This window comes from Rhizobium sp. CRRU65, assembly GCF_048551595.1.
GTDB classification, from domain to species: Bacteria; Pseudomonadota; Alphaproteobacteria; order Rhizobiales; family Rhizobiaceae; genus Rhizobium; species Rhizobium leguminosarum_J.
Window position 1 is genome coordinate 222,831 of the sequence record NZ_JBLYZH010000004.1, and the last position, 21,036, is coordinate 243,866.

Annotated in this window: 19 protein-coding genes; 9 read left to right on the top strand and 10 right to left on the bottom strand. The window is 61.9% G+C overall.

What is annotated here, in order from left to right:
- The first annotated feature begins 103 nt into the window (after window positions 1-103).
- The 7 genes from fabD (at window position 104) to gmk (ending at window position 6,689) form a co-directional block, all read left to right on the top strand.
- Window positions 104-1,048 carry an ACP S-malonyltransferase gene (fabD, locus tag ACM5SV_RS10105; protein WP_222014312.1) on the top strand — a complete coding sequence of 315 codons (945 nt, stop codon included), beginning with the start codon at window positions 104-106 and terminating at the stop codon, window positions 1,046-1,048.
- A gap of 51 nt (window positions 1,049-1,099) precedes the next feature.
- Complete coding sequence (gene fabG, locus ACM5SV_RS10110; RefSeq protein WP_003547046.1) at window positions 1,100-1,837, top strand: 3-oxoacyl-[acyl-carrier-protein] reductase; 738 nt, start codon at window positions 1,100-1,102, stop codon at window positions 1,835-1,837.
- Window positions 1,838-2,123: 286 nt separating this feature from the next.
- The gene (locus ACM5SV_RS10115) at window positions 2,124-2,360 is read left to right on the top strand and encodes an acyl carrier protein (RefSeq protein WP_003547058.1); all 237 of its coding nucleotides are present in this window, start codon (window positions 2,124-2,126) and stop codon (window positions 2,358-2,360) included.
- 93 nt (window positions 2,361-2,453) lie between these two features.
- Complete coding sequence (gene fabF / locus ACM5SV_RS10120; protein WP_003558188.1) at window positions 2,454-3,716, top strand: beta-ketoacyl-ACP synthase II; 1,263 nt, start codon at window positions 2,454-2,456, stop codon at window positions 3,714-3,716.
- 183 nt (window positions 3,717-3,899) lie between these two features.
- A complete protein-coding gene (gene mltG / locus ACM5SV_RS10125; protein ID WP_222014311.1) occupies window positions 3,900-5,117 on the top strand; it encodes an endolytic transglycosylase MltG in 1,218 nt (405 codons plus the stop codon).
- A gap of 18 nt (window positions 5,118-5,135) precedes the next feature.
- Window positions 5,136-6,023, top strand: coding sequence for a YicC/YloC family endoribonuclease (locus tag ACM5SV_RS10130; RefSeq protein WP_221965084.1), 888 nt, complete (start codon window positions 5,136-5,138; stop codon window positions 6,021-6,023).
- A gap of 3 nt (window positions 6,024-6,026) precedes the next feature.
- On the top strand, window positions 6,027-6,689 hold the full coding sequence (gmk, locus tag ACM5SV_RS10135; protein ID WP_003547062.1) for a guanylate kinase: 663 nt from the start codon (window positions 6,027-6,029) through the stop codon (window positions 6,687-6,689).
- 44 nt (window positions 6,690-6,733) lie between these two features.
- Here the strand turns inward: gmk and rsmA are convergent, their stop codons facing one another.
- The 7 genes from rsmA to ACM5SV_RS10170 all read right to left on the bottom strand — a co-directional run bounded on the left by rsmA (window position 6,734) and on the right by ACM5SV_RS10170 (window position 15,175).
- Window positions 6,734-7,561, bottom strand: coding sequence for a 16S rRNA (adenine(1518)-N(6)/adenine(1519)-N(6))-dimethyltransferase RsmA (gene rsmA / locus ACM5SV_RS10140; RefSeq protein ID WP_017993530.1), 828 nt, complete (start codon window positions 7,559-7,561; stop codon window positions 6,734-6,736).
- The gene (gene pdxA / locus ACM5SV_RS10145; protein WP_012756835.1) at window positions 7,561-8,589 is read right to left on the bottom strand and encodes a 4-hydroxythreonine-4-phosphate dehydrogenase PdxA; all 1,029 of its coding nucleotides are present in this window, start codon (window positions 8,587-8,589) and stop codon (window positions 7,561-7,563) included. The genes rsmA and pdxA overlap by 1 nt, the downstream gene beginning before the upstream one ends.
- A gap of 6 nt (window positions 8,590-8,595) precedes the next feature.
- Entirely contained in the window at window positions 8,596-9,540 is a 945-nt protein-coding gene (locus tag ACM5SV_RS10150; protein WP_017993532.1) for a peptidylprolyl isomerase, read from the bottom strand.
- A 164-nt stretch (window positions 9,541-9,704) separates the two neighbouring features.
- Window positions 9,705-12,035: an LPS-assembly protein LptD gene (locus tag ACM5SV_RS10155; protein WP_017993533.1), complete on the bottom strand. Its 2,331-nt coding sequence runs from the start codon at window positions 12,033-12,035 to the stop codon at window positions 9,705-9,707.
- Entirely contained in the window at window positions 12,035-13,123 is a 1,089-nt protein-coding gene (gene lptG / locus ACM5SV_RS10160; protein ID WP_012756838.1) for an LPS export ABC transporter permease LptG, read from the bottom strand. The genes ACM5SV_RS10155 and lptG overlap by 1 nt, the downstream gene beginning before the upstream one ends.
- Entirely contained in the window at window positions 13,120-14,301 is a 1,182-nt protein-coding gene (gene lptF / locus ACM5SV_RS10165; protein WP_012756839.1) for an LPS export ABC transporter permease LptF, read from the bottom strand. Before lptF ends, lptG begins: the two co-directional genes overlap by 4 nt.
- A gap of 100 nt (window positions 14,302-14,401) precedes the next feature.
- A complete protein-coding gene (locus ACM5SV_RS10170) occupies window positions 14,402-15,175 on the bottom strand; it encodes a phosphatase PAP2 family protein (RefSeq protein WP_221965086.1) in 774 nt (257 codons plus the stop codon).
- A gap of 144 nt (window positions 15,176-15,319) precedes the next feature.
- Between ACM5SV_RS10170 and ACM5SV_RS10175 the strand changes: the two genes are divergently transcribed.
- Entirely contained in the window at window positions 15,320-16,810 is a 1,491-nt protein-coding gene (locus tag ACM5SV_RS10175) for a leucyl aminopeptidase (protein WP_221965088.1), read from the top strand.
- Complete coding sequence (locus ACM5SV_RS10180; RefSeq protein WP_012756842.1) at window positions 16,810-17,259, top strand: DNA polymerase III subunit chi; 450 nt, start codon at window positions 16,810-16,812, stop codon at window positions 17,257-17,259. The genes ACM5SV_RS10175 and ACM5SV_RS10180 overlap by 1 nt, the downstream gene beginning before the upstream one ends.
- A 115-nt stretch (window positions 17,260-17,374) precedes the next feature.
- On the opposite strand, the gene ACM5SV_RS10185 is transcribed toward ACM5SV_RS10180, so the two are convergent.
- The 3 genes from ACM5SV_RS10185 to ACM5SV_RS10195 form a co-directional block, all read right to left on the bottom strand.
- Window positions 17,375-17,878: a hypothetical protein gene (locus ACM5SV_RS10185; RefSeq protein ID WP_222014458.1), complete on the bottom strand. Its 504-nt coding sequence runs from the start codon at window positions 17,876-17,878 to the stop codon at window positions 17,375-17,377.
- Window positions 17,879-17,951: 73 nt separating this feature from the next.
- Window positions 17,952-18,878 (bottom strand): Gfo/Idh/MocA family protein, encoded by a 927-nt coding sequence (locus ACM5SV_RS10190; RefSeq protein WP_017993537.1) that lies wholly within the window; start codon window positions 18,876-18,878, stop codon window positions 17,952-17,954.
- A 100-nt stretch (window positions 18,879-18,978) separates the two neighbouring features.
- A complete protein-coding gene (locus tag ACM5SV_RS10195) occupies window positions 18,979-21,021 on the bottom strand; it encodes a prolyl oligopeptidase family serine peptidase (RefSeq protein WP_130686208.1) in 2,043 nt (680 codons plus the stop codon).
- Window positions 21,022-21,036: the final 15 nt, after the last annotated feature.

Consider the following 21,036-nt stretch of genomic DNA (forward strand, 5'->3'; position numbering starts at 1 on the left):
TGCGCAGAATGAGCCGCCACTTGACTCTGCCGGAAAGAATGTCAATTGGAGGCAAAACAGCCTCAAGGGGCGTATTCAGGGGCATGAGCCAGGGAATATGAGAATGACCATTGCTTTCACTTTTCCCGGTCAGGGCAGTCAGGCCGTCGGCATGGGCAAGGATCTCGCCGAGAATTTCGCCGAAGCCCGCGCCGTCTTCGATGAGGTCGATGACGCGCTCGGTGAAAAGCTTTCGGACGTCATGTTCAACGGTCCCGAGGATACGTTGACCTTGACGGCGAACGCCCAGCCGGCGCTGATGGCCGTCTCGATCGCCGTCGTCCGCGTTCTCGAAGCCAAAGGGCTGGATCTGAAGTCCAAGGTCGCCTACGTCGCCGGCCACTCGCTCGGCGAATATTCGGCACTGTGTGCCGCCGGCACCTTTTCGCTCGCCGACACCGCGCGGCTGTTGCGTATCCGCGGCAATGCCATGCAGGCAGCCGTCCCCGTCGGCGTCGGCGCCATGGCTGCAATCATCGGCCTCGAACATGCCGACGTCGTTGCCGTCTGCGAGGCAGCCACCGCTGTCGGCGCCTGCCAGATCGCCAACGACAATGGCGGCGGCCAGATCGTCATCTCGGGCGAGAAGGCAGCCGTCGAAAAAGCGGCCGGCCTTGCGACCGACAAGGGCGCCAAGCGTGCCATTCTGCTGCCAGTCTCCGCTCCCTTCCATTCGGCGCTGATGGCGCCTGCCGCCGACGCCATGCGCGAGGCGCTGGCAAAAGTCGCCAAGTCCGATCCCGTCGTGCCTGTCATCGCCAATGTCCGTGCCGCCCCGGTGACGAGCGCCGACGAAATCGCGAACCTCCTCGTCGAGCAGGTGACCGGCCAGGTCCGCTGGCGCGAGACGGTGGAATGGTTCGCTGGAAATGGCATCACGACGCTTTACGAACTCGGCTCCGGCAAGGTGCTGACCGGCCTTGCCCGCCGCATCGACAAGACGATCAACGGCATCTCCGTCAACGGTCCGGCGGATATCGACGCGGCCGTCGCCGCCCTCATGGCCTGATTGGTATCTCCGGACACCGGATTTGGTGTCCCTTATATAAGGAACGTTTCCATGCTCGATCTTTCCGGCCGCAAGGCTCTCGTCACCGGCGCATCGGGCGGTATCGGCGAGGAAATCGCCCGCCTTCTTCATAAGCAGGGCGCCGTCGTCGGCCTGCATGGCACCCGCGTCGAGAAGCTGGAAGCGCTGGCCGCCGATCTCGGCGAGCGCGTCAAGATCTTCCCGGCGAACCTGTCCGACCGCGATGAGGTCAAGGCGCTCGGCCAGAAAGCCGAGGCCGATCTCGAAGGCGTCGACATTCTCGTCAACAACGCCGGCATCACCCGCGACGGCCTCTTCGTGCGCATGAGCGACGAGGACTGGGACAGCGTCATCGAAGTGAACCTGACAGCGACCTTCCGCCTGACGCGCGAATTGACGCATCCGATGATGCGCCGCCGCTATGGCCGCATCATCAACATCACTTCCGTCGTCGGCGTCACCGGCAATCCGGGCCAGGCCAATTACTGCGCCTCCAAGGCCGGCATGATCGGCTTCACCAAGTCTTTGGCGCAGGAAATTGCCACCCGCAACGTGACGGTCAACTGCGTGGCACCCGGTTTCATCGAGAGCGCCATGACCGGCAAGCTGAACGATAAGCAGAAGGAAGCGATCATGGGGGCGATCCCGATGAAGCGCATGGGCACGGGTGGCGAAGTCGCTTCGGCGGTTGCTTACCTTGCGTCCTCCGAGGCTGCCTATATGACGGGCCAGACGCTGCACGTAAACGGCGGCATGGCGATGATCTGAAACGACAAACCGCTGGCATGGGAATATTTCCGCCAATAGCATGTTGAGCAATCACGAACCGTTGATTTTCTGGCTTTGCGGCAGACATAAAGCATGTTAAGCGGGCCATGACTGTGAACAGTCGTCCCGAGAAAGCAGACGGACCGGCGGGCTTTTTGCAAGCCTGGGACATCTCTGAAGCCGGGTAAACGAGTTTGCCGAGGATGTCTGAAAACATCGCAGGCTGAAACAGGGTAGGGGTGCCGCGATGGCATTCCGATCAGGACATAAGGTCGAGGAAACCGACATGAGCGATATCGCAGAACGCGTAAAGAAAATTGTTATTGATCATCTTGGCGTTGATGCCGACAAGGTCGTCGAGAGCGCCAGCTTTATCGACGATCTGGGCGCTGACTCGCTCGACACGGTCGAACTTGTCATGGCTTTCGAAGAAGAATTCGGCGTTGAAATTCCTGACGACGCTGCCGACTCGATCCTGACGGTCGGCGATGCAGTGAAGTTCATTGAGAAGGCCCAGGCCTGATCCTGTGAATTTGAGAAAGGGCGGGCCTGGAGTCCGCCCTTTTCTTTTCGGCATATTTCTCCATAGAACATAAGAGACGGGGGAAAGCACGCGATGAGACGTGTCGTCATCACCGGTACCGGCATGGTATCACCCTTGGGATGCGGAACCGAGGTGACGTGGTCCCGGCTGCTTGCCGGTCAGAACGGCGCCCGCCTCGTCACCGAATTCGAGGTCGATGACCTTCCCGCCAAGATCGCCTGCCGTATTCCTATCGGTGACGGCACCGACGGCACCTTCAATGTCGATCAGTGGATGGAGCCGAAGGAGCAGCGCAAGGTCGATCCCTTCATCATCTACGGCATGGCCGCCGCCGACATGGCGCTTGCCGATGCCGGCTGGCATCCTGAAACCGATGAGGACCAGATCGCCACCGGCGTGCTGATCGGCTCCGGCATCGGCGGCATCGAAGGCATCGTCGAGGCGGGTTACACCCTGCGCGACAAGGGCCCGCGCCGTATCTCCCCTTTCTTCATTCCCGGCCGCCTGATCAACCTCGTCTCCGGCCAGGTCTCGATCCGCCACAAGCTGCGCGGACCCAATCATTCGGTCGTCACCGCCTGCTCGACGGGTGCGCATGCGATCGGCGATGCAGCGCGGCTGATTGCGCTGGGTGATGCCGACGTCATGGTCGCCGGCGGCACGGAATCCCCTGTCAGCCGCATTTCGCTTGCAGGTTTTGCCGCCTGCAAGGCGCTGTCGACCCAACACAATGACGACCCGAAGAAAGCGTCGCGCCCCTATGATCGCGACCGCGACGGCTTCGTCATGGGCGAGGGTGCCGGCATTGTCGTGCTTGAGGAACTGGAACATGCCAAGGCGCGCGGCGCCAGGATCTACGCCGAAATCGTCGGCTACGGCCTGTCGGGCGATGCCTATCACATCACCGCGCCGTCCGAAGACGGCGAGGGCGCCGGTCGCTGCATGGCGATGGCGCTGAAGCGCGCCGGGCTGACGCCGGCCGATATCGACTACATCAATGCCCACGGTACCTCGACCATGGCCGACACGATCGAACTCGGCGCCGTCGAGCGGCTGGTCGGCAATGCGGCGTCGAAGATCTCCATGTCCTCGACTAAGTCGGCGACAGGACACCTTCTCGGTGCTGCAGGCGCCATCGAGGCGATCTTCACCACGCTCGCCATTCGCGACAATATCGCGCCGCCGACGCTCAATCTCGACAATCCCGAACGTGAGACGGCGATCGACCTTGTCCCGCACAAGGCGCGTGAGCGGGAAATCAATGTGGCGCTGTCCAACTCGTTCGGATTCGGCGGCACGAACGCGTCGCTCGTACTGCGCCGCTACGCGCAATAAGAGTCCTGCAAGCGGTGTAATGGGTCTCCCTTGCACCGCAGGCCGGCCGTCCTCTACGTTGCGTGGCAGGGCGTGCGAAAGCATAACGACCGGCAGCGGCGTCGTTGAACGGCGGCAGAACCTGCTTTTGCCGCATTGCTTCGCGAAATAGCGAAGTGAGGGTCAAGTTTTAGAGGATTGCCGGTGAGCGATACGACGAACCAGAGCAACGATACCCAGGCGCAGAAGGGACCGATCATCCCGAAGTCGCCGAGCGAAGCCCTGCGTCCGGAACGCGTTCCGGAGCCGCCGAAGCGGTCCAAGAAAGCCCGCGGCCAGGTCGTTCTTTTCCTGAACTTCATCATGACGTTGGCGGTTCTGGTCTGTGTCGTCGCCATCATCGGCTTCTACTACGCCACATCGACCTATCGGAATCCCGGTCCGCTGCAGACCAACACCAATTTTATCGTCCGCAACGGCGCTGGTCTGACCGAAATCGCCTCGAACCTCGAGCGCAACGCGATCATCAGTGATGCCCGCATCTTCCGCTATCTCACGGCAACGCATCTTTCTGCCGGTGAGAGCCTCAAGGCGGGTGAATACGAGATCAAGGCGAGGGCATCCATGAGAGATATCATGGAGCTGCTGAAATCGGGCAAGTCCATTCTCTATTCCGTTTCCTTCCCTGAGGGACTGACGGTCCGACAGATGTTCGACCGCATGCTGCAGGATACCGTGCTGGAAGGCGACTTGCCGGCGGCATTGCCGACCGAGGGTAGCCTGCGTCCGGATACCTACAAATTCTCGCGCGGCACCAAGCGCTCGGAAATCATCGAACAGATGGCGGCTGCGCAGCAGAAGCTCGTCGATCAGATCTGGGACAAGCGCGACTCGTCGCTGCCGCTGCGGTCCAAGGAAGAATTCGTGACACTCGCCTCGATCGTCGAAAAGGAAACCGGCGTTCCCGACGAGCGAGCCCACGTCGCCTCCGTTTTCCTGAACCGGATCGGCAAGGGCATGCGCCTGCAGTCCGACCCGACGATCATCTACGGCCTCTTCGGCGGCGAGGGCAAACCGGCCGACCGGCCGATCTACCAGTCGGACCTGAAGCGGGATACACCTTACAACACCTATGTCATCAAGGGTCTGCCGCCGACGCCGATCGCCAATCCCGGCAAGGATGCGCTGGAAGCCGTCGCCAATCCCTGGAAGACGCAGGACCTCTATTTCGTCGCCGACGGCTCCGGTGGCCATGTTTTCGCTGCGACGCTCGAGGAGCACAATGCCAACGTCAAGCGCTGGCGCAAGCTCGAAGCCGACAAGGGTTCGGACCCGAACATCGCAGTCGACGGCCAGCCGGAAGAGCAGCCGGCGGATAGTGGCGCGACCGTCGCGCCGCCGAAGAAAAAGAAGATCAACTGAGACTTTCGGGAGGCACGCATGGCTTTGCAGTCCATGACCGGTTTTGCGCGGCGCGAGGGAACGAGCGGCCGCTGGCGCTGGGCATGGGAATTGCGCTCGGTCAACGGCAAGGGCCTCGACCTGCGCTTGCGCCTGCCGCCCGGCCTCGAACGCATGGAGGCAGACGTCCGCCGCCTCGCCGGCGAAAGCTTCAGCCGCGGCAACCTGCAGGCATCGCTATCCGTCACCGCCGACGAGAACCGTTTCGAGGCGGTGCTGAACAGGCAAGCGCTCGCTGCCGTGCTGGCCATGCGCGAGCAGTTGGACGGTGTCATCGATCCGGCGCCGCTGAAGCTCGATACGCTGCTTCTGGTGCGCGGCATCGTCGAGTTCCGCGAAAGCGAGGATGGCGAGGAGGCGCTTGCCGCCCGTGACGCCGATATCGCTGCCGGCCTTCTGGCCGCGCTTGCCGATCTGAGAGCAATGCGCGAACAGGAAGGGTTGGCGCTGGCCCGCATTCTTCACGACCACGTCACGACGATCGAAGGTCTGACTCGGATGATCGAGGCCGATCCCTCGCGCTCGCCGCGGGAGATCGCTGCGCGGCTTGCTGCGCAGGTTGCCTTGTTGATGGACGGCATGGCCGCGCTCGACCGCGACAGGCTGCATGCCGAAGCCGCGCTACTGGCGACCAAGGCGGATCTGCGCGAGGAAATCGATCGTCTGAAGGCTCATGTCGCCGCAGCGCGCGATCTCCTGGTGAAAGGTGGCCCCGCCGGGCGCCGGCTGGACTTCCTTGCACAGGAATTTAACCGCGAATCGAATACCATCTGCTCGAAGTCGAATGCTTCGGCGGTCACCGCTGCCGGCATCGAGCTGAAAGTCGTGATCGACCAGTTCCGCGAGCAGGTCCAGAATTTGGAGTAAGACATGAAACCGGCGAAATCCTCGCCCGTGCAGATCGCCCGCCGCGGTCTGATGCTTGTCATCTCGTCGCCGTCGGGCGCCGGCAAGTCCACCATCGCGCGCACGCTGCTGGAGACCGACAGGCAAATCGGCCTTTCCGTCAGCGTCACCACGCGCCAGCGCCGCCCGAGCGAAGTCGAGGATGTGCATTACCACTTCAAGAGTGTGCGCGAGTTCGAGCGGCTGCGCGATAGCGACGCGCTGCTCGAATGGGCCGAGGTGCATGGCAATTTCTACGGCACGCCGCGCGAGCCGGTCGAGCAGGCCATGGGCGAAGGCCGCGACATGCTCTTCGACATCGATTGGCAGGGCGCCCAGCAATTGCAGGAGAAGATGTCGGCCGACGTCGTCTCGATCTTCGTGCTGCCGCCGACCATGACCGAGCTTCAGTCGCGGCTGCATCGCCGTGCCGAGGATTCCGAGGAGGTCATCCAGACGCGCCTCGCCAACAGCCGCGCCGAGATCGCCCACTGGCGCGAATACGACTATGTCATCGTCAATGACGATCTCAACGCCGCCCTCGACGCCGTCCAGTCGATCGTCAAGGCCGAACGCCTGCGTCGCGACCGCCGCCACGGCATGTTCGACTTCGTCCGCGAGTTGCTGGAAGAGACGCCGTCGCTTTAGAGTAAACTCCTGGGAAAACCGCTTCGCACCTCGCTGGAGTTGCCCTACAGGCTGTTCGCGAGAAGGCAGAATTCCTCGACGGACAAGGTTTCAGCCCGCCGCGCCGGATCGATCCCGGCCTTGACGAGCAGGCTCTCGCCGCCGAGCGGTTTCAGGCTTTGACGGAGCATCTTGCGGCGCTGGCCGAAGGCGGCCTGCGTCACCTTTTCCAGGTTGGCGACGGCGCAGGGTATGGGGGTGTCGCGGGGTATGAGATGCACGACCGTCGACGTCACTTTCGGCGGCGGCGTGAAGGCTTGCGGCGGCACGTCGAAGGCCATGCGTGCCTCCGTCCGCCAGCCGCAGAGCACGCCCAGGCGGCCGTAATGGTCATCGTCTTCGTTGGCGACGATACGCTCGCCGACTTCCTTCTGAAACATCAGCGTCAGCGACTGCCAGAACGGCGGCCAGGCTTTCGGCAGCAGCCAATTGACCAGCAACTGCGTGCCGACATTGTAGGGCAGGTTGGCGATGATCTTGACCGGGCCTTCCGGGACCAAGGTCTCGAAATCAATCTTCAGCGCATCGCCTTCGATCACCTCCAGCCGGCCGGGATAATGATCGGCGATCTCGGCGAGTGCCGGCAGGCAGCGGGGATCCCGCTCGATGGCGATGACCTTTCTGGCGCCGAGCGCCAGGATCGCCCGCGTCAATCCGCCAGGGCCGGGGCCGACCTCAACGATGGTCGCCTCTTCGAGTGTACCCGCCGTGCGGGCGATCTTCTGCGTGAGGTTGAGGTCGAGCAGGAAATTTTGCCCGAGCGCCTTGCGCGCATCGAGGCCGTGACGCTGGATGACGTCGCGAAGCGGCGGCAGGCCATCGAGTGCTGCCATCAGCGACGGCTTTCCACACTGCGGCCGAGTTGCGCGGCGAGCTTCAGCGCTGCGACGAGGCTGTGCTCGCGCGCCAGTCCCTTGCCGGCAATGCCGAAAGCTGTGCCGTGATCCGGCGAGGTGCGCACGAAGGGCAGCCCGAGCGTCACGTTGACGCTGTCGTCGAAACCAAGTGCCTTGGCCGGGATCAGCGCCTGATCGTGATACATGCAGATGGCGACGTCGTATCGCGACCGCGCCTCGTCATGAAACATCGTATCGGCGGGCAGGGGGCCGATCGCATCGATGCCCTCGTCGCGCAGGCGCTCGATCGCCGGGCGGATGACGTCTTCGTCCTCCGTGCCGATCGCTCCGCCTTCGCCCGCATGCGGGTTGAGGCCGGCAACGGCGAGCCGCGGTGCCTCGATGCCGAAGCGCTGCTTCAGGTCTTCATGGGCGATCCGGCAGGTTTCCATGATCAGTTCGCCCGTCAGCGCCGCCGGCACGTCCCGGATCGGAATGTGGATGGTGACGGGAATGGCCCGGAGCTTCGGTCCGGACAGCATCATGACAGGTGTCACCGGCCGGCCGGTCGCCCTGGCGGCGAGATCGGCGAGAAATTCGGTATGGCCGGGAAACCGGAAACCTGCCTCGTAAAGCACGGCCTTGGCGATCGGATTGGTGACGACCGCGAGCGCTTCGCCGCTGATGACAAGCGACACGGCTTTCTCGATCGACGCGATCGTGCCTTTCGCCGTCGCCTCATGCGGTTCGCCGGCCACGACCTCGATACCAGCAGGTATGGTCATGACGGGCAGCGCGTCGGCAAAAATCCCGGCGGCTTCGCTGGCTTTATCGGTCTCGCGAATCGAAACCGCCAGATTGAGCTGGCGGGCTCTCAGCGCCAGAACATCGGGGTCGCCGATCAGGAAGAAGGGTGGCAGCCCGAGTTCACGCCGCCTCAGCCAGGCCGTCAAAGTAATATCCGGCCCGATGCCGGCGGGGTCGCCCTGGCTCAGCGCAAGCGGTCGCGAAAACGGTATCGCCATTGTCGGTCAGCGATAGGCGATCTGCGCCTTTTTGCGCAGTTCATCCAGGTATTTCTTGCTGTTTTCGTTTTCCGGGCTGGCGTCCTTGCCACCCTTGGACTTGTCGAGATCTTCCTGGCGGAAAACCATCTCGGCGGCCTGGTCGTCGGAGACCTGCCGCTGGCTGCAGATTGCCAGATATTCGACGCCCTTGTCGGTGACGCGGGTCCCTGTCGTGTTGCCCTTGGCCTGCTCGACCAGCGGCTTCCAGTCCGGCGGGATCTCGGGGGCGAGCATGCGGCCGAGATCGCGCACGGAAACGTCGCGCATCGTCGCGGCAAACACCTTTGCCTGATCGCAGCCCGGAAATTTGGAGCGCGACGCCTCGGCCTCGCCCTTGCGCTTGCCGGTGATGGCGCCGCGCTTGGCTTGCGGAATGACGAAGATGACCTGCTGCAGCATATATTCCGTCGTCACCGGCTTCTGCTTGTTGTTCTGCATCATGCGCGAGACGAGATCATAGTTCGACAGCCGTGAGGTCGAGCCGTAGCGGGCGTTGACGACACGCGGCCAGCTCATCTGCACGGCGATGAAACCCTTGAAATGATCGACGCCGACGCCGGCGCGATCGAGGATCTGCGACATCTGCTCAGGGGAAAGCTTGTTGCCGCTGGAAAAGCGCGCGAAAGACGCATCGACGTCCTGCTGCGAAACCGACATATGGACGCGGGTGACTTCCTGCCGCTTGAGCGCCTCGTCGATCAATTGCTCCTCGGCGGCCTTGGCATCGGCCTTCGTATGCTGCAGGCGCAGGAAAGCCTGGCGCTTGGCGACATCGCCGCTGGTGATGGCCGTGCCGTTCACCACCGCCTTGACTTCACTGGCCGCAAGCGCTGGACCGGCAAGGCCCGTCAGCAATGCAAGCGCTGCCCCGGCGAGGAACTTGGTTATGGCATTTTTCGCGTGAATCATCTGTTGACCTCCCGATAGCGTCGCGAGACGTTGTTCGCGGCGTTCTTACCACAGTGCGAGACACGGCGCGAAACCCCTATGCCTCAGATATCGACTGGCGGCAATGTCCTGCACAGGCTTACGGCGAAAGAATGGCTTCAGCCCATCTTTGCGCCGTCCGTCAGTCATTCCAGGGTGTCGGTGCCGATCTTGATGTCGCCGAGCGTGCGGAAGGTCAGCCGAGCGCCGATCGTCCAGTCGCTTGCCGTCTCGTCGTCGGAATCCCTGCTGTCCGTATAGGCGATCGTGAAGATCGTGCATTCGTCTTCATAAGAGAGGCCGAGCGTCCGGCGGCTGATCACATCATTGTTCAGATCCCAGGCAATGCCGCCGAAGATGGACCAGTAATCCTTGAACTTGACCCTGCTGTTGGTCTGGATCTCGTCATTGTCCTCGGCGAAGCCATATGCCGGCTGAGCGCTAAGATGAGTGTAGGTCAGCTGCGTCGAGAAGGTGTCGTTCTGGTAGGCCGTCGTCAGGTCGCCGCGGCGGAATTCGAAGTCCTTCTCGTCGAGGCGGTAGGAGGCTGCGACGGAAACGCCGTACGGTGTTTCGACGCCGCCAAGGCCGACATAATCGGAGCGGTCGGTTTCAAGGCCCGAATCCGCACCGACATTGACGAGGTCATCGGTCGCAAACGAATTCTGGCCGGCGATCTGATAGGATTGGCCGAAGATGCCGTGCAGCTTGTAACCGCTGTCGAATGTACCGGTGTACTGAACGCCGACATTGGCGCGGGTACCGCCTTCGATCCGGTCGTAGCCCGAGAACTTGTCGCGGTCGAACAGCGAGGTGGCGTCGAAGACGAAGCTCTGCGCATCTTCGTTCGGCAGGCGCCCTGCGAGCTGCTCGTCGGGGCGGGCATAGATCTGTGCGATCGGCTCGAGGATATGGGTGCTATTGTCCGTCGTCATCAGGATCGGATAACGCATCTCCAGCCCGGCCGTGAACATCGAGCGGGTGGCGGAATTGCCGTCGACATAGTTGCCTGTGTAGCCTGTAGGATCATCCATATTCAGCGCGAAGGCATCGCCGCGCGCGGCCAGCAGCGGCGTGATCACCAGGCCGGTCGGCGTGACATAGGTGCGCTTCCATTGCAGCTCGGCAGTCAGCCGCGAGGTCTGGCCCTTCAGGCCGCGGAAGCGGTCGAAGCCGTCGACGGTATAGAAGTCGTCATGGGTGCGCGAAATATTCGTCAGGTTGACGTCCGCCGACAGTTCGCCGCCTGCAAGCGGCTGCGGCGCCACATAGTGGTAATCGAGCGACGGATAGACGATCGCCTGCTGCTTTTCAGCGGTATTCGTCCGATCGGCATCCTGGACGTCGAAATAGAACGCCCGCATGTCGAAATAATTGCGTTTCCCGAGCCCTGTCAGGTAGATCTGGTTGGTACGATCCGTACCGGTCAGGCCCCGCAGCTTGTACGTTTTCGAGAAATTGTTGTCGCTCTGCATCATGACGTCCCAGCCGAACGTCCAGCGCGGATTGATGCGGAATTCGGCCTTCGATGCCACCATGCCACGCTGGTTAGCTTCGGCATCGGTGGTGCCGGAGCTGAAATTGCCCGGCTTTGCCTGGTCGATGCCGGCAACGCGCAGGATATGTGTGCCATTTTCAAAGCGCTGGCGGAATTCGCCTTCGATGAGGAAGCCCTGGGCCGTGTAGCCCGTCGCGGTGACCGTCGCATCCATGCTCGGCGAGATCACATAATAATAAGGAACGGAAAGACCGAAGCCGAGATTCTGCGACAGGCTCATCGTCGGGAAGAGAAAGCCCGACTTGCGCTTCACCGTATTGTCGGGAACTTCGATGAACGGCAGGAAGGCGATCGGATGGCCGAGCAACTCGAAGCGTGCTCTCTCCAGACGGATCGTATGCGTCTCACCGTTCTGGATCACCCGCTGGGCCTTGACCTGCCAGAAGGGCGCGCGCTTCGGATCTTCGGCGCAGGGAAGGCAGGCCGTGTAGACGCCCTTGTTGAGAATCATCTTCGTGCCGCCGACGCGCTCGCCGCTTTCGGCGACGATGCGGGTATTGTCGGCGGTCTCGATGCGCAACGAGTTCAGGAACCCGTCGGCAAAATTGTCGGTCACATCAAGGTTGTCGGCATAGATACGGTTGCCGTCCGGGCTGACCAGCTCGACATTGCCAAGCGCCATCATCCGGCCGGTCTTCTGATTGTACTCGACCTTCTGCGCGACCATCTTGTAGCCGCCATAGTTGATCTGCACGCCGCCAACCGCCGACACCAGGTCGGCGTCACGGTTATAGACCAGTTCATTGGCCGAAAGCAGAAGCTTGGCCCCTTCGGGGATCTTCGTCTCGATATTTTGTTCAGGCGCGCTGGCCTGGCCGTAAGAGGCCGGGACGCTGCCGAAATAGGAACATAGAGTCGCGCCGACAAGCAGGGCAACCAGCTGTTTACTAATAAAATACTTGCGGTCGCCTGCCGCCACTAGCCGTCCTCCTGATGAAGCAGAATAGTCGCACCCAAGGCCAGCGCGACGACCACCGGTATCCACGTCGCCACGAAGGGGGGCACAACTCCACTGCTTCCGAATGCCTTTACAAGCACGGTGATGACATAAAGCATGAAGCCCGAAAGGATGCCACCCAGAATCACGGAGCGGGATTGGTTGAACCGGCTAAATTTTAGGGACACTGTTGCGGCTATGAAAGTCATGGCCACCAGCAGCAATGGCTGGGACAACAGGGAGTTGAATTGCGTCTCCAGCGCCTTGGTCGAGATGCCGAAGGATTTGGCCGCCGCAATCCGGTTGGAAAGGTCAAAGAAACCAATTGTTTCCGGCGCTGTCAGCCGCTCCTGGACGAAGTCCTGTTTCAGATTGGTGCGAAGTTGAACCGAAGCTTTACGCACGGGGATTTCGCCAGGCTTGCGCTCGACAACGTTGTTAAGTTGCCAGTAACCATCTTCCAACTTTGCCGTGGCGGCGTCCTGTCTCAGAATGACCTGACCGCTTGAATCGAAATGGATCAGCACCGCGTCGATCAGCTTGGTTCCGCTCTCTTGGACCGTTTGGGCGCCGATGATGACATCGTCCCGGCCGCTGATCTGGCGCAGCCACGGAATCTGCGGTGCCTTGCGCAGAACCGCGTTCTCGCCGCGCCAGTCGGATTCGACCAGCAGCGCCTGGCGCTGTCCCCACGCGGCAAGTGGGTTCAGCGCCGCCATCGTCAACAGGCCGAGCACCAGCGAGCCGGCGATGAAGGGGAACATGAACTGCCAGACCGAAATGCCGGCTGCGCGCGTGACGACGAGTTCATATTTGCGGTTGAGGCCGATCAGCACCGTCATGCCGACGAAGAGAGCTATGAACGGCACCGTCTGCTGCAGGATGAGCGGCAGGCGCACGGCGGTCATCAGGACGCCGCCGCCGATCGTGTAGCCGGGGAGGCCGGACATGCGGCCCGCCGTCTCGCTGAAATCGAGGAGGAAGGAGATCGCCGAGACGCCGATCAGGAACCAGCCCGTCGTCACCAGATAGCGGCGAAAGAAATAACGCGACAATGTCCCGAACATCATTGGGCAGCGCCCCCGCCGGTCCTGCCGGTCACGGCAAGCAGCCTTTCCTGCATCCCTCTCCAGAAGGACGAAATCCGGTCCCGGATGAACGACGGCATGACCAGTCGTTTGTGCAGGCCGAGGAAGACGATCGAGACGATGCTGCTGACGATCGGGATGGCGTAGAGGACGGCGATATATTCAGGGTCGGTATCGATCTGATTGGCCGCGTAGAAGGCCGCCCATCGCATCGCGAAGGCATAGGCGAGAGCGCTCACCATCGGATGCAGCCGCGCTTCGCGGTGCGAGCGCGCATCGCCGGCGATCGCCAGCGAAAACAGCGCAAAGACGACGGGCAGGATCCAGTCGGTCAGCCGCCGATGCAGTTCGGCGCGGTAGCTCTGCGGCCGGATCGTATAGTCCTTGTCGGCCGGATCCGGATTGATCAGGAACCACAGGTCACGGTCGCTGGCGCGCAGCGTCGCCTGACCGCGATTCTCCGTCATGTCCGAGAGGTCGAAGGAATAGGAATCGAAATTGATGACTGAGACGTTGCCATCGGGCGTTTTGCGGTGCACTTCGCCCTCATGCATGATCAGCGTCGTGCCCGTATCGTCGACGGCGCCTTCCTTCGCATAATAGATCAGTTCGTAGGCCGGGTCGCGCTCGTCGGCGACGAAAAGGCCCTTCAGCATGCGGCCGGCCATCCGCTTCGAGATCTGCACATACAGGCCTTCATCGAGCTTGCGGAAGGTCTTTTCCTCAATCACCGAAGAGAGGAGGTCAGCATAGGTCTCGGCGATCATCTGGCGCACGACGGTCTTTGCGCGCGGCTCGACGACGTTGTCGACGAAGAATGAAAAGACGCTGATGGCGGCGGCAAGCAGCAGGATCGGACGGATCAGCACGCTGCGCCGCGCCCCGGCCGCATCGATGACGGTCAGCTCGGAATCATTGTTCATCGTCGTCAGCGTCTGGGTGATCGCGATAACGAGAGCGAAGGGCAGCACGACGGGAATGATCGACGGCAGGATCATCGTCGCCAGCTTGGCGAACGAGCCGATCGACTGGCCGCTGTCGGTAACCAGATTGATGCGCTGCAGAACCTGAGTCGTCCAAATGATCGCCAGAACGGGCAGGAGCGCCACGAGAAACATCTGGCCGACGCGCCGCAATATGTATGTCTCGAGTAGTTTCATGCCTGCCCTTGAAAGCACCTGCACGCCCAAACGGCTTTGCAGGAGAATCCCTCTACGCTCTTTGTCGCGCTTTTGCGACAAGCTGGTGTCAAAAATTCATTCAAATTTCAGAATTTTTTTGATGCTGTTGCGACTCAGTTAACGCCAGCAATGCGGCGAAGACGACAAGCGAGGAAAGCCATCCGAGAACGACGTCGGAAAGGTAGTGCGCGCCGAAGGATAGCCGCATCGCCGGGGTGAGGATCGAGATCGCCGCCACGGGCGGCGCCAGCGCATAACGCAGGGATTTCGGAACAAAGAGCAGAAGGCAGAAGAGCCAGCCGGCGCTTGCAGCCTCGCCTGAGATGAATGAGCAGTTCGAAACGCATTTACCGGCAAGCGAACCTGCCTCGGCGAAATGCAGCGCACCGCCGAAAATATCCGTCTGTATCGGCCGCGGCCGGCCCCAATGTTCCTTCAGGACGACATTGACGAGCAGCACCGGCCCGATCAGCAGCGTTCCGAGCGCGACTTTGAGCTTTTGCGCCCGCGCAGCGTTGAAGGTCGCGCCATGCTGCCGGTAGCACTCGACGAGTTTCCACACCATCACGATCGCCACCACATAGGGCAGGCGGAAGAAGACGGTGCGCAGCAGGTCGAAGGCCGCGACGTCGCGATAGGGAAAGCCGCCGCAGATGCTCCCGGCAGCAGCAGCCGCGTCGCAATCTGCGCCCACGAAAAAAAGCTGGGAAAAATAGATGTCTATTGCGGGGAAGGCCCGGAAGACGGCAAGCAGCGCCCACCACGTCCAAAACAGCAGCATGAATGCACCGAAAGTCGTTTTCGGCAGGCGGATTGCCAGGTCCCGCCATCGATTTTTCGAAAAAACTGTCAACGCTAATATCTACGAAACTGACGAAAACATGAGAGCCCTGATGGCTGCGGGCGACCATAACAATTGTCGCAAGCCATTGACAGACCCGCCAAAGGCGAAATTATCCGCGACGGACGGATTTCAAAGAATCCCAGCGGAGAAGACATGTCAGCAAAGTTGGAAATTTCATTCTCGAAGTCGGCAAAGCCCAATGGCGGCCTGGCGATCCTGTTGAAGACTGCGGAGGCCGACAGCGCTGCCGGCGCCGATACGGTCGACCCGGCAGGCGTGATCGTCAAGGCTGCCAGGATCGCCCGATTCTCCGCGAAATCCATGAGCGGGCTCGATATTGTCGCCCCCGAGGGCGCGCCCGTCGAGCGCATCGTCGTCATCGGGCTCGGCAAGGCCGCCGAACTCACCGCCCATGACTGGCTGAAGGCCGGCGGTGCTGCGGCATCGAGAATCAAGAACACCGACAAGGCCGCCGTCTTCATCGACGTGCCTGGCCTCGCGACCAGCGCGCGGGCAGCCGCCGATTTCGCGCTCGGCATGCTGCTGCGCGCCTATAGCTTCGATACCTACAAGACGAAGAAGGGCGATGAGGAGGAAAAACCGGCGAAGTCCGTCAAGGTGACGATCGTCACCGCCGATCCGGCTGGTGCCAAGAAGGCGTTTTCCGATTCCGAAGCGATCGCCGGCGGCGTCAATCTGGCCCGTGACCTCGTCAATGAACCGCCGAACGTGCTCGGTCCCGTGGAGTTCGCCGCCAAGGCGAAGGAACTGGAAAAGCTCGGCGTCGAAGTCGAAATCCTGACGGAGCGCGAAATGCGCCGCCTCGGCATGGGCGCTCTTCTCGGCGTCGCCCAGGGCTCCGTGCGCCCGCCGCGCCTGGCGGTCATGCAGTGGAAGGGCGGCAAGGGCAAGGATCGTCCCGTCGCCTTCATCGGCAAGGGCGTCGTCTTCGATACCGGCGGCATTTCGATCAAGCCGGCGGCCGGCATGGAAGATATGAAAGGCGATATGGGCGGTGCGGCAGCCGTCACCGGCCTGATGCATGTGCTCGCCTCCCGCAAGGCCGCCGTCAACGCCATCGGCATCATCGGCCTGGTCGAGAACATGCCTGACGGCAACGCCCAGCGTCCTGGTGATATCGTCACCTCGATGTCCGGCCAGACGATCGAGGTGATCAACACCGATGCCGAGGGCCGCCTCGTGCTCTGCGATGCGCTCTGGTATTGCAACGACCGCTTCAAGCCGCAGTTCATGATCAATCTCGCCACGCTGACCGGTGCGATCGTCGTGGCTCTCGGCAACGTGCATGCCGGCTTGTTCTCCAATGACGACCAGCTATCCGCCCAACTGACGGCAGCCGGCCTGTCGAGCAACGAAAAACTCTGGCGCATGCCGCTCGGCAGGGATTACGACAAGCTGATCGACAGCAAGTTCGCCGATATGAAGAACACCGGCGGCCGACAGGCGGGCTCGATCACCGCCGCACATTTCCTCAAGCGGTTCGTGCAGGACACGCCTTGGGCGCATCTCGATATTGCCGGCACGGCGATGGGCTCGCCGCAGGACGAGATCAACCAGTCCTGGGGTTCCGGCTTCGGCGTGCGCCTGCTCGACGAACTCGTTCGCGCCCATTATGAATCCTGATGACGGACGTTCTCTTCTATCATCTGACTGAAACCAGGCTGGAGGACGCGCTTCCGCCGCTCATCGACAAAAGCGTCGAGCGCGGCTGGCGCGTTGCCGTCCAGACGCGCGAGCCGGCGCGGCGTGATGCTCTCGATCAGCATCTGTGGACTTTCCGCGAGGAGAGCTTCCTGCCGCACGGCACCGACGAGGCGGATTTCGCCGAAAGCCAGCCGGTGCTTTTGACGGTGACGCCGGACAATGCCAATGCGGCGACCGTGCGTTTCATCGTCGACGGCGCCGAGCCGCCGCCGGCCGATGCCTATGAGCGCATCGTCTTCATGTTCGACGGTCATGACCAGGAGCAACTGGAGGCCGCCCGTGCGCAGTGGAAGAAGCTGAAAGGCGAGGGGCACAACCTCACCTATTGGCAGCAGACGTCAGAGGGGCGTTGGGAGAAGAAGGCCTGAGCGTTTTACCGACACCAGAGCATGGCGCGTCTTTTTAGACGCGCCAGGACACTGTAACACTTTGAATTGCTGCATGAAGCCGTCCAGCTTCGCTCTCACCGGCTGGCGGTAGCCGTTATCCTTTCGACCCTTTGTCCTCGTCGAGGTTCGTCAGGATGTTGAGGGGGACGATCCCGCCAGCACTTTCCGACGCGTCGAGCGCCTCGACTGCCAAAACATGCTTTCCATTCGGACTGACAAAAGCGAATGCCCACGCCTTGTCGGCAAAGGTGCTGACCGGCATTTCCGCCCAGCCGGCTTGATGAACAAGGCGTTCGGCATAATAGGCTTTGATGGTCTGCGGTTCGGTGCTGCTGGCGAGATTGCGCGCCAGGATGCGCATGGACTTCTCTCCGAACCGCCCTTCCAGTTGGCCCAACACCCTGCGAGTGGCCTGCCAATCCTCTGCCTGGGTCGCCGATCCGAAGGAATATTCCTCGGATCGGGAAAGGCCCGGTGCATCAGGCGGCATGGCGACCTGTTCGCTCCAACATGCCGCAAGGCCGAGAAGCGGTACCACAAGGATGCCAATCTTCAACACGCGGAAAAATCGGCCCTTGCGGCCAATTTTATTGCTCATGAGCGGCTGCCCCCGAACACTATTGCCATAGGCCGGCAAATCTTGCCGGTTTTCTATGACGTTATTGCGACGCTCAGTCGTGGAAGGCGTCGACGAATTTCCGCTTGCCGAGCATGAAGGCATCGGCGACGTGGCGCAGCGGCGCGAGATCGACATCCGATTTGCCGGCCTTGATGATTTCGGCGAAGCGACGGTAGAGCGAGGGATATTCCTGCTCCGGCTCGGCGAACCTCAGCGCGCCGTCGATCAAAAGCTTGGCGCCGCCCTCGGCGAGCACCATCTGGCCGGCTGCCGTCTCCGCGACGATGTCCCAACTCTGCTTGCCGGTCTGGCGCCAGTCGAATTCGGCGTGAACCGGCAGGCCGTCAGCATTGCGGAAGTGAATGTCGGCAGCGATCGGCGCATCGCGATTCTCGGGAAATTCGAGCACGGCCTCGGTGATGAAGATCGGCCGCGGCAGGATATGGGTGACGATCGATAGCGCGTTGATGCCGGGATCGAAAACGCCGAGGCCGCCGGCCTGCCAGATCCATTCCTGGTTCGGATGCCAATGGCGGACATCCTCCTTCCAGATCACATGCACGCTTTTGATCGTCGTCGCGGCAAGAAACGCCTTGGCCGCCTCGACGCCCGGCGCGTAGCGCGAATGCCAGCTGGCAAAGAGCGACGCACCCTGCTTGTTCGCCAGCGCTTCGAGATCGGCCACTTCGCTCAGCGTCGCGCCGGGCGGCTTTTCCAGGAAGACGTGCTTGCCGGCGACGAGCGCCTTATAGGCCGCCTCGTAGCGATATTGCGGCGGCATGCAGAGCGAAACGGCATCGATCGAGGGCTCGGCGTCGAGCATCGCTTCGATCGTCGTATAACTCTTGACGCCTTCGACCGTGCCGTGGCGGCTTGCCGTGGCGACGAGTTCGAAATCCGGGTTCTTGGCGACGGAGGGAAGGTGCTGGTCGCGGACGATCTTGCCGACGCCGACGATGGCGAGGTTGATAGGAGACATGGTGTTTCGCTCGAGCCTGTATGAAAAGTATGATTTATTGACCTGTTTGTATTCAGAAAGAGGCGCGCCGACAAGCTCTCCTCCTCCATTCTATCGCATCCTAGCGCATGATGGTTTGGCGAAGGAAGCTGTAACCCATCGCCGCGCGGGCGGCGCGCTCTTCGGAATTGCCGTCGCCGCCATGCCCGCCGGAGCCGAATTCATGGAAGAGCGGCCGGTGTCCTTCTTCCTCCAGCCGTGCGGCAAAGCGGCGCGCATGCGAGGGATGCACCCGGTCGTCATTGGCGGAGCTTTCGATGTAGATCGGCGGATAGCTGACCTTGGTCGCCGGCCCGACATTGTGAAGCGGCGAATAACCGAGCATGAAATCCCGGTCCACCGGCGTCTCCGGATCGCCATATTCGTCCATCCAGGCTTGCCCTGCGGTAAACAGGTGGAAGCGTGTCATGTCGAGAACCGGCACCTGGCACCAGACGGCGCCGAAATCGTCGGGATAGCGCGTCAGCATCACGCCGGTCAGCAGACCGCCATTGCTGCCGCCCTGGCAGGCCATCCGCGACGGCACGGTATAGCCGCGGGCGACGAGATCGCGCGCGATGGCGACGAAATCGGCAAACGCCCGGTCTCGCCCCTGCCGCTTGGCGCTGCGGTACCAGTCGGGCCCGAATTCGCCGCCACCGCGGATATAGGCCTGCACATAGGCGCCGCCTTGTTCCAGCCAGCGTCCTGTCACGCCGGAATAGCTTGGCGACAACGGGACATCGAAGCCGCCATAACCGTAAAGCAGCACCGGCAGCGCGCCTTTGGTCCACTGCTTCGGCAGGACAAGCCGGTAGGTAACCCTCGTTCCGTCCTCGGAAACAGCCTCCAGCAGTTCGGATGACATATCGGTGGCATCGAAATAGCTCGGCGCCGCGGCGACGAAAATCGGCTCGGCCTGCTTGCTGCGATCCGACAGCTCGAGGCGGTAACAGACGGGCGGCTGCAGGAAGCCCTGGCCGATGATGTGGAGCGTATCGTCGCCAAGATGCAGATCCGCATGGAGCGGCCTGAAGTGAGCCGTCTGCATATCCGCCGGCAGTGCGATCTCGCGCTGTTCGGCATCGGGCCTTGTCAGGTCCAGCACCATGAGACGCGGACGCAGCCGATCGGAGATGATGAAGACGCACCACTCCTGCATCAGCATCATCTGCGCGATGGACTGGCCCTCGCCAGGCTGAAACAGGATCCGCTCCGGCCCGAGCATGGCCGTCTCCGAGGCGGGGTCGAAGCGTTGCAGCACGAGGCTGCCGGTCGCAACGCGTTCATCGGTCTTTGCCCGCCAAAGGCAATGATCATGATTGAACTGGAAATCGGCTTCCTTAGGCAGATCGATGCGTCGCTGTGTGCCGTTATCGGCGATCAGGAAAGCGCTCGCGACGCCGATCTCGTGGGCGGCGACGAAAATATCGATCAATCCGCGATCCGCTGAAGCGCCTGATAGGGCAGGGTCGATGACGAGATTGAAGCCATAGACGTCCTCGTCTGCTGCTTCGAACATGACGGCGGCATCTTCCGGTCGCTGCCCGCGCTTCAATCGCCGTCCGACGCGCGGCCATCCCGAGCGGGTCGCCGAAAATCGGTCGATGGAACCGAAATAGCAGATTTCGTCGCGGCTCAGCCAGGTGGCATGCGATCGCGCGGCCGGTGTATCGAAGCCGCCCTCGACGACCTGTTTCGGTTCGGCGTCGAATTCGAGCAACCGGAGAAGGTCGGAGCCGCCGTCCGAAAGCGTGAGCAGCACCCGCGTCGGCTCCCATGGGCAGGTGACGGCGCCGCGCCAGTTCCAGCGCTTGCCTTCCCTGACGCAGAAGGCGTCGAGATCGAAGACCGGCTCCCAGGCGGCGTCCGGCAGCGGCTGCTGGTCTGCCGGCAGGCGGAGCCAGATGCCGAGAGGATTGTCCTTGCTCTGCCGGAAATCGAACAGCCACTCGTCTCGGCGCATCGGAACGATCAGCCTGTCCTGCCGCTCGATCAGCGCCTTGATCGCGTCGCGATCCCTCTCGAATTCAGGTGTTCTCAGTGCCGCGTCGGAAACCCGGTTGTGCTCGTCAATGAACTGGCGGGTGCGCGGATCGTCGTCCGTTTCGAGATGAAGGTTCATATCTGACCTGCCGGC